17 protein-coding genes and 1 tRNA gene are annotated in these 21116 nt (G+C 34.6%); 8 read left to right on the plus strand and 10 right to left on the minus strand.

The genetic code is table 11. The features are described from left to right. Positions 1–76: 76 nt before the first annotated feature. The 3 genes from KHA98_RS08190 to KHA98_RS08200 form a co-directional block, all read right to left on the minus strand. Positions 77–682, minus strand: a complete 606-nt coding sequence (locus KHA98_RS08190; protein ID WP_213257094.1) for a PAS domain-containing protein — start codon at positions 680–682, stop codon at positions 77–79. 215 nt (positions 683–897) lie between these two features. Continuing rightward, positions 898–1755 carry a hypothetical protein gene (locus KHA98_RS08195; protein WP_213257096.1) on the minus strand — a complete coding sequence of 286 codons (858 nt, stop codon included), beginning with the start codon at positions 1753–1755 and terminating at the stop codon, positions 898–900. 26 nt (positions 1756–1781) lie between these two features. Then, a complete protein-coding gene (locus tag KHA98_RS08200) occupies positions 1782–2378 on the minus strand; it encodes a DUF6436 domain-containing protein (protein ID WP_213257098.1) in 597 nt (198 codons plus the stop codon). Positions 2379–2919: 541 nt separating this feature from the next. Here KHA98_RS08200 and KHA98_RS08205 point away from each other — a divergent pair. The 5 genes from KHA98_RS08205 (at position 2920) to KHA98_RS08225 (ending at position 10464) form a co-directional block, all read left to right on the plus strand. Further along, on the plus strand, positions 2920–3978 hold the full coding sequence (locus KHA98_RS08205; RefSeq protein WP_213257100.1) for an efflux RND transporter periplasmic adaptor subunit: 1059 nt from the start codon (positions 2920–2922) through the stop codon (positions 3976–3978). Between the two features lie 123 nt (positions 3979–4101). Beyond that, the gene (locus KHA98_RS08210; RefSeq protein WP_213257102.1) at positions 4102–7200 is read left to right on the plus strand and encodes an efflux RND transporter permease subunit; all 3099 of its coding nucleotides are present in this window, start codon (positions 4102–4104) and stop codon (positions 7198–7200) included. Positions 7201–7265: 65 nt separating this feature from the next. Beyond that, positions 7266–8576 carry a TolC family protein gene (locus KHA98_RS08215; RefSeq protein ID WP_213257103.1) on the plus strand — a complete coding sequence of 437 codons (1311 nt, stop codon included), beginning with the start codon at positions 7266–7268 and terminating at the stop codon, positions 8574–8576. Positions 8577–8605: 29 nt separating this feature from the next. After that, complete coding sequence (locus KHA98_RS08220) at positions 8606–9469, plus strand: bestrophin family protein (RefSeq protein ID WP_213257104.1); 864 nt, start codon at positions 8606–8608, stop codon at positions 9467–9469. Positions 9470–9540: 71 nt separating this feature from the next. After that, positions 9541–10464, plus strand: a complete 924-nt coding sequence (locus tag KHA98_RS08225) for an AraC family transcriptional regulator (RefSeq protein ID WP_213257105.1) — start codon at positions 9541–9543, stop codon at positions 10462–10464. Between the two features lie 172 nt (positions 10465–10636). On the opposite strand, the gene KHA98_RS08230 is transcribed toward KHA98_RS08225, so the two are convergent. Both KHA98_RS08230 and KHA98_RS08235 read right to left on the minus strand, forming a co-directional pair. Next, complete coding sequence (locus tag KHA98_RS08230) at positions 10637–11011, minus strand: DUF779 domain-containing protein (RefSeq protein ID WP_213257106.1); 375 nt, start codon at positions 11009–11011, stop codon at positions 10637–10639. Positions 11012–11284: 273 nt separating this feature from the next. Next, positions 11285–12790 (minus strand): aldehyde dehydrogenase family protein, encoded by a 1506-nt coding sequence (locus KHA98_RS08235; protein ID WP_213257107.1) that lies wholly within the window; start codon positions 12788–12790, stop codon positions 11285–11287. Between the two features lie 274 nt (positions 12791–13064). Here KHA98_RS08235 and pheT point away from each other — a divergent pair, with 274 nt between their 5' ends. After that, the gene (gene pheT, locus KHA98_RS08240; RefSeq protein WP_213257108.1) at positions 13065–15485 is read left to right on the plus strand and encodes a phenylalanine--tRNA ligase subunit beta; all 2421 of its coding nucleotides are present in this window, start codon (positions 13065–13067) and stop codon (positions 15483–15485) included. A 75-nt stretch (positions 15486–15560) separates the two neighbouring features. On the opposite strand, the gene KHA98_RS08245 is transcribed toward pheT, so the two are convergent. Continuing rightward, a complete protein-coding gene (locus KHA98_RS08245; protein ID WP_213257109.1) occupies positions 15561–16073 on the minus strand; it encodes an adenine phosphoribosyltransferase in 513 nt (170 codons plus the stop codon). 117 nt (positions 16074–16190) lie between these two features. On the opposite strand from KHA98_RS08245, the gene KHA98_RS08250 reads away from it, so the two are divergent. Continuing rightward, positions 16191–16264 (plus strand) — tRNA-Arg (locus KHA98_RS08250). A 143-nt stretch (positions 16265–16407) separates the two neighbouring features. Here the strand turns inward: KHA98_RS08250 and KHA98_RS08255 are convergent. The 4 genes from KHA98_RS08255 to KHA98_RS08270 form a co-directional block, all read right to left on the minus strand. Further along, positions 16408–16860, minus strand: coding sequence for an Lrp/AsnC family transcriptional regulator (locus KHA98_RS08255; protein ID WP_035644147.1), 453 nt, complete (start codon positions 16858–16860; stop codon positions 16408–16410). A 74-nt stretch (positions 16861–16934) separates the two neighbouring features. Then, complete coding sequence (locus KHA98_RS08260) at positions 16935–17930, minus strand: bile acid:sodium symporter family protein (RefSeq protein ID WP_246522223.1); 996 nt, start codon at positions 17928–17930, stop codon at positions 16935–16937. Positions 17931–17989: 59 nt separating this feature from the next. Further along, the gene (locus KHA98_RS08265; protein ID WP_213257111.1) at positions 17990–19021 is read right to left on the minus strand and encodes a methionine synthase; all 1032 of its coding nucleotides are present in this window, start codon (positions 19019–19021) and stop codon (positions 17990–17992) included. Positions 19022–19051: 30 nt separating this feature from the next. After that, on the minus strand, positions 19052–20104 hold the full coding sequence (locus KHA98_RS08270) for a DUF1852 domain-containing protein (RefSeq protein WP_213257113.1): 1053 nt from the start codon (positions 20102–20104) through the stop codon (positions 19052–19054). A gap of 268 nt (positions 20105–20372) precedes the next feature. On the opposite strand from KHA98_RS08270, the gene KHA98_RS08275 reads away from it, so the two are divergent. Then, entirely contained in the window at positions 20373–21002 is a 630-nt protein-coding gene (locus KHA98_RS08275) for a nitroreductase family protein (protein ID WP_213257115.1), read from the plus strand. The last annotated feature ends 114 nt before the right edge of the window (positions 21003–21116 follow it).

A 21116-nucleotide genomic window follows, 5' to 3' on the forward strand; every position in this document is an offset into this window, starting at 1 on the left:
TAAGGTGATTAGATTTGTTGGGGTGCAAATTTTAGTTTGAATATTCTGTCTGACACAATGAAGTTTATCTTAAAAATTATTTCTTTTTAGGAGTATCTTTCTTTTCAAAAAAACCATTAAACAAGCCTTTACTTATTTTGTTTTTATCATCTTTTCCTGTTGCTACAAGATGATCAATATATTCCATGTACGTTTTTTTTCGCTCTTCCAGAAAACCTACCAGATACTCTTCTGATGCCAACATACCGCTCGCCTCTTCAATATGTAACAGTTTTTTGTACAAAGGCTCTATAAACTTGACAATAATATCTTCGGGAACAGATTTTCTGGTTCCGAAATAGCCAACAATTTCACCATCAGCATCGGCTATGATTTTAAAATCGGTAATTACCCAATAATAACGCCCCGTTTTAGACATATTCTTAATGATGGCATGAATATTTTTGCTTGATTTAATACTATCCCATAGAAATTTAAAAATCACTTTGGGCATATCCGGATGACGTATTATATTATGCGCGTGTCCAATAAGCTCAAACTCATCATAACCAGAAACGTCAATAAAATCTTCATTGGCATATAAAATGGTTCCTTTTGTATCAGTTTTACTTAGCAGTACTTTATTTTTATTCCAGTCAACTTCTCTGTCTGACGGAGTTGGGCGGGTAGTTCTGGTGTCCATAAATTTTGTATTTAAAATTAATGTGTGTTTGTGGTTTTGTATATGATCTCGGGTTCTTTTACAACTTTATTCTAATGAGACACGTCTTCAACAAATCATCAATATGCCTTTATTTCAGATACACATTTCCATTTCAAATTCAGCTTCGAAATCAACTTTCAAAAGAATTTACCGTATATCATTTTTTAAAACACATTAATTGATTTTTTTAGCGCTTACGATGTTCTGTTATTTGTTGATTTAAAATGAATATCATTCACCAAATCATCGATTTTTTTAGCACTCTCACGCATCATCTCCAAATAACTCAAAAGCTTGTCATTATCAGTATGTCCTTTAGAAACATCAATTAGTTTTAAAACTGAACTTACCGGCATTTTTAAATCGATAGTTGTTTTATGAATAAAATCGTTGTATTCTTTTGTTGCAGATAACGAACTATATTTTGCCGATGCCAATTTGATATTTTCCAATTCATATTCATCAGAGATTTTAGAAATATGGTTCTCACTGTGTTCTTTAAAATAGTAAGCCCAGTAGCCATTCATAAAGAATACCACAGCCGCAAGAACAACGTGAACCAGAAATGTTTCGGTATCAAAATTAACCTGAGAAAAATAGATTTGTGGTCCTGCAGTATCATTGTAAACGTAGTTTTGCAAATAAGCCAGACCTCCATGATGTAATACAACCAAAAGCGTTAACGGAATCTGAAGTTTCCAGTTTTGGTAAATAATTAAGATTGTGCTGGCAATGAAAACTGTAAAGTGCATCTCGAACATACCATGCATCTGATAAATATATTGTGCCATAAAAATAGCAAGAACTACAGAAAGCACATATTGGTAAAATTTGGAATTCTTCATGAAAAATTTAGCCGAATAATAAGCCAGTAAGTTCAAAGTTCCAACTCCCACTCCTATCTCCCAAGTGTCGTATTTAAAAGACAGGGCAATCCCGAGGAGGAAATAAATGGCAAGAACGTAATTAATAATCGTGTCCGATTTTTGTGTCATTGTAGACATAAAACTGTGCAGGTAATCCTGCTCATTCAAACTAGCTTTCGTTTTCATAGATTTAGGTAATGTTAGGGTTAGATTTATTTAGTGCATTTTGGTAACGAACATCCGTACGCTCTTAGAGCCAAAGCATCAAATGATGGGGCATTTGTATGACTTAACAAAGAATCTATTGCCTGTTGGGCATAATTACTGTCGGCATTAGTACAATATCTTGTTTTATTGTAATTGCCTCGGTAATATAATTTTTGGGAACTATCTATCAGAACTGCCTGAGGAGTTGAAAAAACACCGCAGCTTTTTGCCATTTCGGTATCAAAATAAACAGGAATTTTAGCGTCAAACTTGTCCTGAATTTCTTCAATCGTAAAAGTCTTTTCTTTGTTTAAAACAACAATTTTAAAATTAATACGATCGCCATACTCTTTGATTAATCCCGCTACATGAGGAATATTAAAACGGGAACAAGGACAATCCGGGTTAAAAAAATGAATAAATACCGGTCTGGAATCATTAACACAGCATTTTAAATCAATTCTGCTTCCCATTGCGACTTTATGATAATTTTCAGGAATGGGTGTTGGCAAACTATATTTGAACTCATTTTGCCAGAACAAAACAACAATAGCACCTAACAATAAAGAGAACCAAAGGCCAAGAAGTAATTTTTTCTTCATAAATATTGATTTTTTGATTCAAAATATAAACAGTTGTTAACTAAAAATCTTTAAAAATTAAAAATTAAAGCCATAAACAAATAAAACACTTACAGAAATTAACATTTAAAAAGCACAAAAGTTAAATTTCGTACAAAATACTTTTTCTTTTGTTTAACCTTATCAATGTTACAAATAAAATCGATTAACTACAAAAAAAATCAGTTAAAATGCGTCAAAAACCTTAAAAGAAAGATTTTACGCACTTTTAAAACGCGTATTTTTACGCTTTTCAGATATATTTACTTACATAAAAACACTTTAACACTAAGATTAGTTACCTTATTTTCATCTATTTACAGCGAAAACAAAAAAAATTAGGTGTTTTTTTTCAATTAAGATTAAACCAATTTTATGTTAGAAAGTCTAAAAAGATACAATGATTAAAAATTGTACATACAAATGTTAAATAAACTGTTCAGCTCTTTCGTTTTCAACACAAAAAGTTAAATTTGTTAGCTGCAAAAAACAAAAACCAAAAAATTCACATTCACCAAAATTTATGAAACTAAAAAACCTAATCTATGCCTTGATAATTATTGTTTTAGGAGGATTTATTACTTACAGAATAGTATCCAACAAAAGCAAAAATGAAGAATCAAAGAAGTTCGGCGACAAGGATACTCCTACTACCGTAACAGGAATTGTTGTAAAAACGGCAACTTTTGACAACAACTTGTCTTTATCGGGTTCTATTGAAGCAAATGAACAAATAGAGATTAGAAGTGAAGTTTCCGGAATTGTTGAAGGCATTTATTTTAACGAAGGAAGTTTTGTAAATAAAGGTCAGGTTTTGTTTAAGGTGAATGATATTGAATTAAAAGCACAATTAAGACAAGCTCAAACCAGAGAAGGTCTTGCTGGCGAAAATGAAAGAAGAGCGAAACTGCTTTTACAAAAAGAAGCCATAAGCCAGGAAGAATTTGATGTTGCAAACGCTGATTACGCTTCTGCAAAAGCACAAACCCAATTAATAAAAGCGCAAATTTCCAAAACTTCTGTAAAAGCTCCTTTTTCAGGAAAAATTGGTTTGCGTTCTATTTCTCCGGGAACTTATATTACTCCAACCGTTTTAGTAGCAAAACTAGTCAATACAGGCAAGCTGAAAATTACATTTTCTATTCCTGAAAAATATGCAACACAAGTAAATACGGGCTCAAACATTGAATTTACCGTTTCTGGTTCCGAGAAAGTTTACAATGCAAAAATATATGCAATTGAGCCGGAAGTAGCAGTTGCAACCCGTACTTTACAAATTCGTGCTATTGCTGAGAATAGTGACGGAAAACTTTTCCCCGGGACCTTCGCAGACATTAAATTGCCTTTAAACATTATTAAAGATGCTATTGTTGTGCCTTCTGAAGCTATAGTTCCTGTACAAAACGGAAAAAAAGTTTTTATCTCCAATATGGGTAAAGCAAAAGAAGTTATGGTTGAAGCAACAACGCGTACAGATTCTTCTATTTTAATTTTATCCGGATTAAAAGCTGGTGATACTCTTGTAACAAGTGGTGTTATGTCGTTAAAAAATGATGCACCGATAAAAGTTAAAGTAAAGTAGCCTAAAGTCAAAAGTCTTAAAGACGAAAGTTACAAGACTTAATAATATAGATTTAAAAAACGCTGTACCATTTAGCAATAAATCTAAAATCAGCATTTTAAAATCTAAAATCATAAATCATATATGAGTTTATCAACCACAAGTATAAGGAGACCCGTTTTAACAATTGTACTGAATCTTTTGATTATTTTATTCGGTTTCATTGGTTATACGTTTTTAGGTGTCCGTGAATTTCCTTCAATTGATCCGGCGCAGGTTTCCATCAGAACCAATTATACCGGAGCCAATTCTGATATTATTGAATCACAAATTACAGAACCGCTTGAAAAAGCAGTAAATGCCATTGACGGAATTAGAAATATTACTTCCTCAAGCAATCAGGGAAGTAGCAATATTACCATAGAGTTTAATCTGGATAAAGATTTAGAAGAAGCTGCAAATGATGTTCGTGACAAAGTTTCACAAGCCATTAGAAGCTTACCGCAAGATATTGATGCGCCACCAGTTGTATCAAAAGCCGATGCTGATAGTGATGCTATTATTTCGATGACGGTACAAAGTGACACACGAAATTCCTTAGAATTAAGTGATTATGCGGAGAATGTAATTTCACAACGTCTGGAAACTATTCCCGGCGTAAGTGGCGTTCAGATTTGGGGTCAAAAACGTTATGCGATGCGCTTATGGATTGATCCTGCAAAACTTACCGCTTATGGCTGTACCGTTGCTGATGTTCGTACAGCATTGAATGCACAAAACGTTGAATTACCTTCAGGAAAACTAACTGGAAACAACACCGAATTAACCGTTAAAACCGTTGGAAATCTTTCTAAACCGGAAGAATTCAATAACATTATCATTCGTACTGACGGAGATAAAATTGTTCGTTTCAGCGATGTTGGAATTGCGTCTTTAGGTCCGGAAAACATAGAAACAAAATTGAGTCAGTCTGGCTTGCCAATGATTGGTTTAGCTATAGTTCCGATGCCAGGAGCCAATTATTTAGATATTTCTTCTGAGTTCTATAAAAAATACGAAGCTTTAAAAAAGGATTTGCCTAAAGATATCAAGCTGAATATTGCCCTTGATAATACGATTTTCGTAAAGAAATCAGTACTTGAAGTTGCCGAAACCTTAGGTATTTCGATTATTCTGGTAATCATTATTATTTATCTGTTCTTTAGAGACTGGGCAATTGCTTTCAGACCTTTAATTGATATTCCTGTATCGTTAATCGCCACGTTTTTTATTATGTGGCTTTTCGGATTCTCCATCAACGTATTGACTTTATTAGCGATTGTATTAGCCACAGGATTAGTGGTAGATGATGGAATTGTAGTTACCGAAAATATCTTTAAAAAAGTCGAAGAAGGAATGTCGCCAATTGAAGCTGCAATTAAAGGATCTAATGAGATATTCTATGCTGTAATCTCGATTTCTGTTACGCTGGCAGCCGTATTTTTACCTGTTATTTTCTTAGAAGGTTTCGTAGGCCGACTCTTTAGGGAATTTGGTGTTGTCATTGGTGCCGCAGTTTTAATTTCTGCCTTTGTATCCCTGACATTAACGCCAATGTTGAACGCTTATTTAATGAAAGGCGGAGAACAGAAAAAATCAAAATTCTATATTCGAACTGAACCTTTTTTCGAAAAAATGAACAGCAGTTATGCTGAGGCGCTAACCAAATTCATGGACAGAAAATGGATTAGTTTCCCGATTCTGATTGCTTGTTTTGGATTGATTTATTTATTCTTCACCATACTTCCAAAAGAAACCGCTCCTTATGATGACAGAAGTTCTGTTACAATGCGTATGACAACACCTGAAGGTTCATCTTATGAATATACAGATCGTTTTATGCAGGAGATTTCAAAACTGGTAGACGATTCTATTCCGGAGAAAAAAGTAAGTTTGGTTATTACAGCGCCTGGTTTTGGAGCTTCGGCAACCAATACCGGTTTTATTCGACTTTCGTTAAAAGAACCGGACGAAAGAAAACTTTCTCAAAAAGATATTGCCGATAAATTAACCAAATGGACAAAAAAATATCCTGAGGCTAAAACCGCAGTAATTCAGCAACCTACAATTGCAGTAAACCGACGTGGTGGTTTGCCGATTCAGTATATTATTCAGGCTCCAAATTTTGAAAAGCTAAGAGAAAAAATTCCGGTATTTATGGAAGAAGTTGGAAAAAGCGATGTTTTCTCTACTACAGACGTAAACTTAAAATTCAACAAACCTGAAATTAATGTAAGTATCAATCGTGAAAAAGCTGAAAGTTTAGGGATTTCTATTTTAGATATTGCCCAAACTTTACAACTTTCTTTAAGCGGACAACGTTTTGGTTATTTCATTAAAAACGGAAAACAATATCAGGTTATTGGTCAGTTTGATCAGAAAGACCGTTCTAAACCTTTGGATTTAACGTCGATGTTTGTAAAAAACAACAAAGGTCAGTTAATACAAATGGACAACGTTGTAAATGTAGAAGAACAAAGTAATCCGCCACAATTGTATCACAACAACCGTTATATGTCGGCTACAGTTTCTGCAGGTTTAGCACCCGGAAAAAGTATCAGTGACGGTATTCAGGAAATGGACCGAATTAAGGCTAAAGTTTTAGATGAAAGTTTCACCACCGATTTAAGTGGAGAATCGAGAGATTTCGTTGAAAGTAGTTCTAATACTTCTTTCGCTTTCGGATTGGCTTTACTATTGATCTTTTTGATTTTGGCAGCTCAGTTTGAAAGTTTTATTGATCCGTTTATTATTATCTTAACTGTACCAATGGCGGTTGCCGGGGCTTTATTCTCGCTTTGGTTATTCAACCAAACCTGGAATATATTTAGTCAGATTGGTACCGTAATGCTTATTGGTCTGGTTACTAAAAATGGTATTTTAATTGTCGAATTTGCAAATCAGCTTCGAGAACAGGGAAAACCAAAATTAGAAGCAATTCTGGAAGCATCTGAAGCGCGTTTACGTCCAATTTTAATGACAAGTTTAGCAATTGCTTTAGGTGCATTGCCAATTGCAATGTCACTTGGAGCAGCCTCTACAAGTAGAATTGGAATGGGAGTTGTAATTGTTGGAGGAACAATTTTCTCTCTTGCGCTGACACTTTTTGTAATTCCGGCTATTTATTTAATGTGGTCTAAAGCTAGAAAACATTATCCGGAATTCGACCATATCGACGAATACGAAAAAGAAAGTATAAAATAAAAAGCTAAAAATCAAGAACACTTTTCTTTATAAAGTTCCTGATTCTTTGGTAAAAGAACATAAACATGAATATTAAAAATTTATACAGCACTTTACTCCTTCTCTTCTTATGCATTGTACAAACAAATGCGCAGGAAGTTCTGACTATAGAAGATGCTACCAAAATTGCTTTAGAAAACAATTTTGAAATTAGAATTGCCAAAAACAATTCAAAAATAAGCGAAACAAATGTTACAATCGGAAATGCGGGAATGCTTCCTGTTGCGGCAGCCACAATTACGGACAACAATAGCGTTACCAATTCATCACAAACACGTCAGGACGGAACTTCAACATCATTAAACAATGCTAAAAACAATAGCTTAACTTATGGAGTGGGACTTAACTGGACTGTTTTTGACGGAATGAAAATGTTTGCGAGATTAGATCAGTTAAAAGAACTTCAAAATTTAGGAGATTCTGAATTGAGAAGAACCGTTTTGATTAAAATCGTACAGGTTAATTCAGCTTATTACGATCTTGTTCAGCAACAACATCAATTGTCAGCTTTAGATACTACGATCGTAATTTCTAAGCAAAGATTGACATTAGCCCAAAATCGTTTCAGTATTGGAAAAGCTTCAAAATTGGAGGTTTTAAATGCACAAGTCGATTTAAATACAGATCAGGTTTCTTTACTAAGACAAAAAGAATCTTATGCAAATGCCAAAATTTTATTGAACCAATATTTGGCTCGTAATCCAAAAATAGATTTTACAGTTACCGACTTAATAAGTGTTGACAATGCTCTGGTTTTAGCAGATTTAGCAGAATTAGCACATAAGCAAAATCCTGCTGTAGAAACTCAAATTATTAATAAACGAATTGCTGAACTCCAACTTAAACAAGTAAAAGCAGATCGTTATCCAGTTGTAAATTTAACTTCCGGATACAATTTTACAGAGAATCAGTCGAGTTTAGGTTTCACAAGTGCATCTTCTTCAAAAGGTTTTAATTACGGTTTTAACGCCAGGCTGAATTTATTTGATGGTCTGAATCAACATCGTAATGAAAAAGTGGCGAAAATGGAAATCGAAAACTCACAAATTGCTATTGAACAGCAAACTATGATTTTGGATACTCAATTGAGCACTGCGTTTCAAACGTATTTAACCAATTTAGAATTAACTAATTTAGAAGAAGATAATGTAACAATTGCCAAACAAAACTTAGACATTACTTTGGATAAATTTAGAATTGGAACCATTACAACTCTTGATTTCAGAACTGCACAGCTTAATTATGTCAATGCAAAAGTGCGTTACAGCAATGCACAATATCAGGCAAAATTATCTGAAATTGCCTTGAGAGAATTAGCAGGAAATATTAATTTTTAAAGTAAATTTGTTTCCAAAAACAAACATAAATGATCGCATACAATACCAAAGAGTGGTTTTCTTTTATCTTCCATTTTCATAAATCAGATACAGTTCGCAAACTGTTTACGATTATGATTGCAATTGGAATTTATGCTTCAGTAGTATGCTACCTCGAACTTCATTATTTTAAGGTAACCAAAAACGATTATATTCACAACATTCCAATCATGCACGGAATGCTTGGTTTTGTAATTTCGCTTTTGCTAGTTTTCAGAACCAATACAGCTTATGACAGATGGTGGGAAGGCCGTAAACTTTGGGGCGGACTTGTAAATAACAGCCGTAACCTCGCTATAAAACTTTCGGCGATTTTAAAAGATGAAAATGACAAAAAGTTTTTTAGAAAATTCATTCCGATGTATGCCGCTATACTTAATCAGCATTTAAAAGATGAAGACACGAGCAAGCAGCTTTTTGAAGATGCAGATTTGCAAATTGATCATCATAAACACAAACCCAATCAGTTAAAAAAAATAATGTATCATAAAATCAATGATTTGTATGATGCAAAAAAAATATCCGGAGAGCAGCTCATAATTTTAAATGAAGAATTAGTTGCTTTTACAGACATTTGTGGTGCTTGCGAGCGTATCAAAAATACGCCTATTCCCTACTCTTACAGTGCTTTTATAAAAAAGTTTATCTTCTTTTACACCATGACCCTGCCTTTTGGATATTCTGTAAGTTTAGGTTACCTCGTTGCGCCGGTAGTAGTTTTTATATTTTATGTATTGGCGAGTTTAGAACTTATTGCTGAAGAAATTGAAGATCCGTTCGGAAATGACGAAAATGATCTCCCAACCAGAAAAATGTCAGAAAACATCAAAAAACATGTTGAAGAATTGATTTAATAAAACGTTAAATCTGATAGTGTTACACATATTTTTATTAAATTTAAAGACATCTTCAAAATTTAATAAAAATGCAGAATCAACGTGTTTTAATCCATCCGCCTCAGTTATCAAACGAAAAATCATTAAAAACTCTTGTTGAGAACAGAAGTGTTTATACGCTGAATAACTGCGAGTTAAATCTTTTTGAGACTTACGAATCTTCCAAATTGGTTCCTTTAAAATTTAATGATTTTGTAGTAACCAGTATGTTACGTGGAAAAAAAATAATGCATTTGTTTGACGATCCCGGCTTTGATTATTTACCGGGAGAAACAGTCGTTATTCCGTCAAATATTGAGATGAAAATAGATTTTCCGGAAGCTTCCAGAGAAAACCCGACGCAATGCCTTGCCCTCGCAATTGACAATAGCAAAATCAACGACACTTTAAACTTTTTAAACGAACGTTATCCTAAAGAAGGCAGCAATACCTTTTGGCAATTGAATTATCAGAATTACTTTTTTTACAATAATGTTGATCTTGCCACAACAATCAACAAATTAATTAAGGAATGTATGAGCACTGCTATCACCAAAGATGCTCTTGCCGACTTAACTTTGCAGGAATTGCTGATCCGAATTATTCAGACGCAGACTGTAAAATCAATTGATGAAGGAGTTAAAATTTCTTCCAATAATCCAATTTTTGAAGTTACGGAATTCATCAAATTAAATCTGAAAGAAAACATAAGCCTGAAAATTTTAAGCGACAAAGCTTGTATGAGTACTACGTCATTCTATCGCTTTTTTAAACGTGAATTAGGCATGAGTCCGATTGAGTATGTTTTGAATGAAAAAATCAAACATGCCAAAAAATTATTACGAAATCCCGGAATTCAAATTAACGAAGTGTGTTATTTATCCGGTTTTGAAGACGCCAACTATTTTACCCGATTATTCAAGAAACACGAAGGAATCACTCCGAAACAGTATCAGTTACTTTATATTAATTAAAGGGGCTAAGGTACTAAGGCGCTAAGGTGCTAAGTTTTTTTCTCTTGTTATCTTGGTATCTTGGTATCTTGGTATCTCAAAACCTTACCATCTTAGTGGCTTAGTATCTAAAAAAAGCAGTTCCTTAATACCTCCGAACCTCAAAACCTTAGCATCTTAAAACCTTAACAAGTCAATCAAAAACCTTTATCGGTTCCAGCTCTTTTTCTTCTTTATCTGAAAAAATTCTGTAATCGATTTGAAAAGTTTTTTTGAGCGGCGTTTCCAGTGAAAAACCACCTACTCCAAATGCATCAATTACTTTTAGGGTAAAATGAGCGTGTTTCCAATATTCAAATAAATCTTTATCGACCCAAAATTCTGTATCTTCAATACTTCCGATGCATACATCACCCATTCGCTGATAATAGCCGCCTTTTTCAAAACATTGCGGCTGCGTTCCTTCACAGCATCCGCCAGCTTGGTAAAACATTAGCTCACCATGTTTTTCTTTCAGAATTTTAATTAATTCTATTGCTTCACTTGTTGCTTCAATTCTTTTTATCATAATACTATTTATTAACCCGTTGGGTGTAATTATATTTAAAAATGCTCCTTTGAATAAAATAGCACGCGGATAAAACGGATTTACTTCGTAAAAACGCTGACAAAAACGGATTTTTTTTAATTTCTTTATTCAAATCCGTTTTTATCCGCGTTTTCGTGATAACGAATCTGTCTAATCCGCGTCAAAATTTATAATTAATTACACCCAATAGGTTTTATTAATAAAAAAAGGTAAGTCCCCGAACTTACCTTTTACAACCAATTTAATAACAATTTAAAAGAATCCTAATTTCTTTTTATCGTAAGAAATCAGCATGTTTTTAGTTTGACGATACTGGCTAAGCATCATTTTATGATTTTCACGGCCAATTCCGGATTGTTTATATCCACCAAATGGCGCTCCAGCAGGATAAGAATGATATTGATTTATCCATACACGACCAGACTGAATCGCTCTTGGAACCTGATAAATTTCATGTGCATCACGTGTCCATACTCCGGCACCTAAACCGTACATCGTATCGTTTGCAATTTCGATCGCTTCTTCGGTAGTTTTAAAAGTCGTAACGGCTAATACTGGCCCGAAAATTTCTTCCTGAAAAATTCTCATTTTGTTATGCCCTTTAAATAAAGTTGGCTTAATATAATAACCTCCTTCAAGTTCTCCTCCCAGTTTATTTTCATCACCTCCGGTCAATAATTCAGCACCTTCTTCTTTTCCTAATTTGATATAAGACATAATTTTCTCCTTCTGAACAATAGAAGTCTGTGCTCCAATCATAGTCGATTTATCCAGAGGATTTCCTGCTATAATAGCTTCGGTTCTTTCAATAACTTTAGCAATAAACTTGTCATAAATATCCTCGTGAATTAATAATCGAGAAGGACAAGTACAGATTTCACCCTGATTTAAAGCAAATAAAACAGCACCTTCTATCGCTTTATCGAAGAAATCATCATCGTGATCTGCTACAGACGGAAAGAAAATATTAGGCGACTTCCCTCCTAATTCCAACGTAACCGGAATAATATTTTCTGTCGCATATTGCATAACCAAACGTCCTGTTGTTGTAGATCCTGTAAAAGCTGCTTTGGCTACTTTTTTATTGGTCACTAAAGGACGACCAAGTTCTGCACCAAAACCATTTACTATATTTAAAACTCCCGGAGGAAGAATATCTCCAATTAATTCCATTAAAACCATAATTGAAATCGGAGTACTTTCGGCAGGTTTTAAAACAATTGTGTTTCCTGCTGCCAAAGCCGGAGCTATTTTCCAGACAGCCATTAAAATTGGGAAATTCCAAGGAATAATTTGTGCTACAACCCCCAAAGGCTCACTTAATGCAATTGAAACGGTTTGCGAATCCAATTCTGCAATTGAGCTTTCTTCGGCACGAATTACTCCTGCAAAATATCTGAAGTGATCAATTGCCAGCGGAATATCTGCTGCAAGTGTTTCGCGAATTGGCTTTCCGTTATCAATCGTTTCTACCGTTGCTATATATTCTAAATTATCTTCAATTTTTTGTGCAATCTTATTTAATAAAATGCTGCGTTCTGTTACAGAGGTTTTTCCCCAGGTTTTAAATGCTTCGTAAGCTGCATCAACTGCTTTCTCAAGATCTTCTTTTCCTGAATGTGCTGCTTTTGTAAAGACTTTTCCATCAATAGGAGAAACAACATCAAAGTATTCACCTGTTACAGGTGCAGTAAATTTTCCATTGATATAATTGTCGTATTTTGCCTTAAATTCAGGTCTTTTTGCTGTTGTGCTCATAAGTAGTATTTTTTGATTCTTCTCAAAATTAGTTTCATCTTTTGAAACAGAATAGCACTTTTCGTTCATCTATTAGCACAAATATTACATATTTGATTTTATTGCGAACTTTTACTACTTTTTTAGTAAAATTTTAATACAAAAATTACACAAAATGCACTTTTACAAACTTTTCCATTCATTAACAGCATCTTAAAAAAACCAAATAAATTGTTTCTTACTACAATTCGCAATTCTTATATTTGTATCCTCAATACAAGAATAATACACTAACATGAAAATATCTTACAACTGGTTAAAACAATTTATTAAAACTGACTGGACTTCAGAACAAACTTCAGAATTACTGACTGATTTAGGTCTGGAAGTAGAAGTTGTTGAAAAATACCAATCTATAAAAGGTGGTTTAGAAGGAATTGTTGTAGGACACGTACTTACTTGCGAAAAACATCCTGATGCTGATCGTTTAAGAGTTACTACAGTAAACGTTGGCTTAGAAGCTCCAATACAAATTGTATGTGGTGCTGCCAATGTTGCGGCAGGCCAAAAAGTTCCGGTTGCTACTATTGGAACTGTTTTATATGATAAAGATGGAGCTGAATTTACTATTAAAAAAGGAAAAATTCGCGGACAGGAAAGCCACGGAATGATTTGTGCTGAAGATGAACTAGGCTTAGGAACAGGTCATGACGGAATCATGGTTCTTGATGCTGATCTGGTTCCCGGAACTCCGGCAGCAGAAGTTTTTAAAATTGTAAATGATGAAGTATTCGAGATTGGATTAACTCCAAATCGTGCGGATGCGATGAGTCATTTTGGAACTGCACGTGATTTAAGAGCTGGAATGTTACAACGTGGAGTAAATATCGAATTGATTACACCTTCTGTGAGCAATTTCAGAGTAGATATGCGTACACTTAAAATTGATGTTAATGTTGAAGAACCAACTTTAGCTCCAAGATATTGCGGTGTTACAATTTCCGGAATCACTGTTCAGGAATCTCCTGCGTGGTTACAAGATCGTTTAAAAGCGATTGGCTTAACTCCAAAAAATAATATTGTCGATGTTACTAATTATGTATTACACGAATTAGGACAGCCTCTTCATGCTTTTGATGCCGCTAAAATAAACGGAAAAGTAATTGTAAAAACTTTACCGGCAGGAACAAAATTCGTCACTTTAGACGATGTTGAAAGAACATTGCACGCAGAAGACTTAATGATTTGTGATGAAAAAGGTCCGCTTTGTATTGCGGGTGTTTTTGGCGGAAAAAAATCAGGGGTTACAGAAGGAACGACTTCTATCTTCTTAGAAAGTGCTTATTTTGATGCTGTAAGTATTCGTAAAACAGCAAAAAGACACCAATTAAATACAGATGCTTCTTTTAGATTTGAAAGAGGAATTGACCCAACCATTACAGAATATGCTTTAAAACGTGCTGCACTATTAATTCAGGAAGTTGCTGGTGGAAAAATAACTTCTGATGTTGTGGAAGTTTTCCCTAAAAAAGTAGAAGATTTTTCTGTTTTGTTGAATTTCAGCCATGTTTCTAAAATCATCGGACAGGAAATTCCAAAAGATACAATCAAGAAAATATTAGTTTCTTTAGATATTAAAGTAAACAGCGTTTCTGATTCTGGTTTAGGATTAACAATTCCGGCATACCGTGTTGATGTTCAGCGTGAAATTGATGTAATCGAAGAAATCTTAAGAGTTTACGGTTATAACAACATTAATTTTTCTAAAAAATTCAATGCTACTGTTGCAAATTCGCCAAGAACGGAAGATTATAAAGTCCAAAATGTAATCGCTTCACAATTAAACTCACAGGGTTTCCACGAGATGATGGCCAACTCGCTAACGACTGCTGCTTACGCTAAATTATCAACTTCATTAAAAGAAGAACATAATGTAACGATGCTTAATCCGTTGAGTAGTGATTTATCTACAATGCGTCAGTCTTTATTGTTTTCTGGTTTAGAAGCGATATCGTATAACATCAACAGAAAAAATTCGGATTTAAAATTATTTGAATTCGGAAAAACATATCATAAATATCTAAACGGATACGAAGAGCACAAACATTTGACTTTGTTACTTTCTGGAAACAGAAATAAAGAAAGCTGGACAAACCCACAAAAAGCAACAGATTTCTTTTTATTAAAAGGATATGTAAAAGGAATTTTGTCTCGTTTGGGAATTGATAAAATTACCAATGCTCCGGTGCAGTCAGACATTTTTTCTGAAGGAACAGCAATTTGCTACAACAACGATACTTTGGTAGAAATGGGTGTAGTTAAAAAGTCGATCCTGAAACATTTCGGAATAAAACAAGATGTTTACTTTGCTGATTTTAACTGGGATTTAGTTTTAAAAATTATCACCGGAAAAATTAAATACAGTGAAATTCCTAAATATCCTGAAGTACGCAGAGATTTAGCTTTATTAATTGACAAGAGTACAACTTACGAAAGCATCTTTAACCTGGCTAAGCAAACAGAAAAATCACTTTTAAAAGACGTTAATTTATTTGATGTTTACGAAGGAAACAAACTTCCTGAAGGTAAAAAATCGTATGCCTTGAGTTTTACGATTCAGGACAATACAAAAACGCTTACCGACACTCAAATTGATAAAATCATGTCGAAATTGCAACACACTTTCGAAACTGAGCTTGGAGCAACTTTGAGATAAAAGAATCTCTTATAAAAAATCAAATCCCAATTCTAATTTTAGAATTGGGATTTTTTTTATTTGCTATTTTACTCTTTAATAAACAAGAGCAGAAAAAATCGGATACTCTTTAATTTTTTCCTTACCATTTAAGAAGCTCAGTTCCATTAAAAAATTGCATTGTACAATTTCACCACCCAATTTTTCTACAAGTTCGCAAACAGCCTTTGCCGTTCCTCCTGTAGCCAAAACGTCGTCATGAATTAAAACACGATCTCCCTTCTTTATAGCGTCTGTATGCATCTCTAAACTATCAGAACCATATTCGAGTTCATATGAGGCAGAAATGGTCTCAAAAGGCAGCTTTTTGGGCTTTCTAACAGGAACAAAGCCTGCATTTAATTCCTGAGCCAATAATATCCCGAAGAAAAAACCACGACTTTCTGCTCCGACCACTTTGTCAATTTTTTGATCTTTTAAAGAATTGAGTAAAATTTTAAGGCAATTTGTTCGCGCTTCCGGGTTAATTAGTAGAGGTGTGATATCTTTAAATAAAATTCCTTCTTTTGGAAAACCCTGAATATCACGTATATAATTTTCGAACTGCATTTTTTTTTATTTTTATGTTATTTTTCTCTTGTTTATCTCACATTTATGTCTATCTTTGCACCCGCAATAAGCAATCAACAAAGCTACGAAAAATTAGCCAAATGATTACTAAAAAAAGGCCTCGTGGCGCAACTGAATAGCGCATCTGATTACGGCTCAGAAGGTTACTGGTTTGAATCCAGTCGAGGTCACAAAAAGAGACAACTAATTACTAGTTGTCTCTTTTTTTATGCGCAAAATGTAGATTTTTCAAGCCTTTACGATCTAATATTTTATGGTTCGATTTTTCATAAGGAATCTTTAGCCTATTTAAAATAAATAAGCCATCGCGGAACTACCCATACAAATTTTTTATCTCCGACATAACAAAGGTACTTTGGGTACTCCCTATGCTTTCAACTGATCCCAATTTATTAAACACAAAATCTTGATAATGCTTCATGTCTTTGGCGGAAACTTTCATTAAAAAATCGTAATCTCCTGAGATATTATAACATTCCACAACTTCTTCTATTTTCATAATATCACTAACAAACTGATTTCCAATATTACGATCGTGCTGTTTAAGTTTGATATTACAAAAAACGATGAAACCTCTGTTTAGTTTTTCTGCATCTAACAAGGCTATATATTTTTTAATATAACCATTATTCTCCAATCTTTTAATTCGCTCAAAAACTGGCGATGCCGAAAGATTTACCATCTTTGCCAATTCTTTTACCGTGTATTTAGAATTATCGTGTAGTATATTTAATAACTGAAGATCAATATCGTCTATTTGCTCCATAGAATATTTTGGTTTAATTTATTTATAAGTCAGAATAAAATTCTTCAAATATAACCAAAAACAATACAAAAATCTTATTTTACTTCTTTTCGTCGAGCCATACCCTGAGCGATAATACTGGCGGCAATCAATTGCAAGGCATGGTAAAGCATGAGCGGCAGCAATACGATGCCAGTGATAGTACTGTGCTGAAAAAGTACTTTTGACATAACCGTGCCGTGTACCAATGACTTTTTAGACCCGCAGAATAAGACAGTAATACGATCTTCATCTGAAAAACCAAGCAGACTGCTGAGTAGTCCGACACAAAAGAATACGGCAAAAAACAACGCCACCATCCCTGCAGCGAGTCCAGTAAGTTCAAGGGCGGTGAAGCCTTCAAAAAGATGTTCGGAAAATGATTTGCAAAACGACGTGTAAATAATCGTTAGAATAACTGCCTGATCGAAATATTTGAGCTGTTTTTTGTATTTTTCGACAATGGCGCCGAAACGGGAATTGAGGCTTATACCAATGATGACTGGCAGTAAGACTTGCAGAATCAACTTTATGACGATTTGAGTAACATCAAAATCGCCTGTGGCAGAAGCTATAAACAGACCAACCCAGAGCGGCGTTACGACTACTCCAATCAAACTGGAAATACTCGCATTGAAAATGGCTGCGGGAATGTTTCCCTTTGCAATGGAAACCATGACCACCGAAGAGGAAACTGTGGACGGCAATGCTGCCAGAAAAAACACACCCAACCAAAGCAGCTCGAAGCCGTTATTAACAAACAACGGGCGAAATGCCAAAACTATGAGCGGAAAAAATAAAAAGGTTGTCAACTGGACGACAATGTGCATTTTCCAGTTCGAAAGTCCAGCTTTTAGTTTCTCAACACTCAGTCGCATGCCATAAAACAAGAAAATAAAGGAAACGCCAGCATTGGCAATCTCCTCCAGCGAAACAGGTTCTTTGACCATGCCTGGCTTTGGCAAAAAATAAGCCATCAGAATCATGGTGGCTATCATTAACAGGAAACCGTCGAAACCTGCTTTTTTTAATACTTCTAATAATTTCTTCAATGTGTTTTAAATATTATTCCTCCGTAGAGACACGGACTCCCTTAATTAATATATAAAGACTAAATCCCTAGTTCTTTGCGTATAATTTCTGCTCCTGCGCTTAAAGCACTTAACTTACCTCCGGCTATGTTTCGTGATAGCGGGGCCATTCCGCAGTTTGTAGAAGGGTAAAGATTTTCGGCATCTACAAACTCAAGAGCTTTACGCAAGGTATTAGCTACTTCTTCTGGTGTTTCGATAGTGTTGGTTGCCACATCAATAGCACCGACCATTACTTTTTTACCGCGAACAAGTTCCATTAAATTTAAAGGCACATTGGAGTTATGACATTCTAATGACACAATATCAATTTTAGATTTTTGAATTTTCGGAAAAATTTCTTCGTATTGTCGCCACTCTGAACCTAATGTCTTTTTCCAATCAGTATTTGCCTGTATTCCATAACCATAGCAAATATGAACCGCAGTTTGACAGTGTAAACCTTCAATGGCTCTTTCTAGTGCTGCCATTCCCCAATCGTTTACTTCATCAAAAAATACATTAAATGCAGGTTCATCAAACTGGATAATATCTACCCCTGCATCTTGAAGTTCTCTTGCTTCTTCATTGAGTGCTTTCGCAAATTCCCATGCCAATTTTTCACGGCTTTTATAATGGTCGTCGTACAAGGTATCTACCATTGTCAGCGGGCCTGGCAATGCCCATTTTATTGGCTTATTAGTCTGTTTACGTAAAAATTTAGCATCTTCCACAAAAACTGCTTTTTGACGCGCAACCTCACCTACCACCACTGGAACACTCGCGTCATAACGGTTACGGATTTTTACTGTTTTGCGATTTTCAAAATCTACCCCGCTTAAATGCTCGATAAAAGTCGTTACAAAATGCTGGCGTGTCTGCTCGCCGTCACAAATGATATCCAGATCTGCCAATTGTTGTTCCTGCAGAGAAATGCGCAAAGCATCTTGTTTCCCTTCAAGCAGTTGATCGCCTTCTAATTTCCATGGTGACCAAAGTTTTTCGGGTGGTGCAAGCCAGGCAGGTTTGGGTAAACTTCCAACAATTGAGGTAGGTAATAATAATTTCTTCATAATAGTATAATTTTAGTGCGTTGTGATCAATTAAAGGGTAAAATTAGCAGACCATTGTTCTAAGAGACTTTTGTAAGGCTTAATGAAATGCTCTTCTGCATATTTACCCTGTTCAACAGCCAATCGGCTGCGTTCTTCGCGGTCATAATCCACTCGAGTCAATGAATAATCTTCGTGTTTAAGAGTAGGTTGATAGATTTTCCCAGCCACTGAATTTGCATTGTAAATTTCAGGGCGATAAATCTTCTGAAAAGTCTCCATCGTGCTGATTGAGCTGATTAGTCCAAGGTCAGTATAATCAGCAAGTAGATCTCCGGAGTGATAAAAAGCCATCGGTGCCACAGTATTCGAAGGCATGAAAAACCGAACTTTTAAGCCCATTTTAGAGAAATATTCATCAGTGATAGAATACTGATCCTGCAGATACTCAAAACCCAAAACTGGATGCTGATACTCAGTGCGAGTATACGTTTTGTTGCTCGATACACTTAGACAAATGATCGGTGACATTTTAAAGTGCTCTTTATAAGTGGCTGAATTGACAAAGCACTTATAAAGTTTTCCGTGCAAATCACCAAAATTTTCAGGAATACAAAAATCAGGTTTGTTTTTATTGTGCTCGATCAATAAAATACTGAAATCATAATCACGAACATAAGACGAAAAATTATTCCCGGCAATACCTTCGATACGCTTGCCAGTCTTGTGGTCAAAAATATTCGTTTTTAAAACTTCAATCAACGGCAGCTTGTTAATACCATTCTTATCATCAATATTCATCGTTACTGTGATGATTTCAAGTTCTACAAGATAACGATCCCCTTTTGGATTATCCACATGAGCCAATGCATTGAATCGATTGTTAATCATATTTAATGCATTACGTAAGTTTTGTTGACGATTACCTCCTCTGGCCAGGTTTGCAAAATTGGTTGTCAAACGCGTTTCACTTGAGGGGTGATAGTTTTCATCTAAACAAGTGCTCTTTAGTGTGAATGCAAAATCATTTTGGATTGTATTCTGGGCGTTTTCAATATCCTGCTTTTCGATTATTCTCAAATCTTCTTGTATGTTCGCTTTCATTTGATGACAAGGTTTAGTTTTTTTACCCTGCAAATTTGAAAATAAAAGATTTAATATTCTACTAAACAAAAAAAATCAGATAATTATTCTTTTTCAATACTATTTTTAAGATTATTAATCTTTTTATAAATATAATAATAAAGAAAAACAGATAATTATTCTTTAAAGAACTAAGATATGACTTATTTGAAGTTTACCACAGCAATTCAAGCCTCGAAAAAGAAAACAATATCATTTATATTTGTCAAAAATTAAGATAGACATAGCAATGAATTTGATAGAAAATTTAAAATGGCGCTACGCCACAAAAGCTTACAATAACATTAAAGTAACAGAAGATAAGGTCGATCAGATCTTAGAGGCGATAAATCTTTCAGCATCTTCTTGCGGTCTGCAATCTTACCGTGTTTTTGTTGTAAGCAATCCGGAAATTCAAAAAAAATTAGGCGCTGATTCGTATAATGGACAGATTAGCTCTTGCTCTCATTTGTTGGTTTTTGCTGCATTCAATAACATGTCTTCGACTTACATTGATGATTATATAGCAATGACAGAAAAGCAAAGAGGTCTTGATGCTGGTGCCTTATCAGAATTTAGAAATGGACTGCATTCCTATTTCAGCGCTATTAATGCAGAACAAAATGCCCATTGGGCGGCCAAACAGGCTTATATTGCACTTGGAACTGCACTTATTGCTGCGGCAGAATTGAAAGTGGATGCGACTCCTATCGAAGGATTTAATGCCGCAACTATCGATGCCATTTTGGGTTTGAAAGAAAAAGGGCTGCATTCTACAGTTATCCTCGCTTTAGGATATCGGGATTCTGAAAAAGACTATATGGCAGCTACGAAAAAAGTTCGTTTGCCTATAGATGAAATGATAACTAAAGTTTATTAATATTATTAGATACGTGAATTATTAACCCGTTGGATGTAATTAATTTTAACACATAGAAGCATAGATTCCGAACCTTCAAAAAAGGCGTTTCACTTATTTAAAATACACATAGAT

This window comes from Flavobacterium branchiicola (assembly GCF_018383905.1).
GTDB lineage: Bacteria > Bacteroidota > Bacteroidia > Flavobacteriales > Flavobacteriaceae > Flavobacterium > Flavobacterium branchiicola.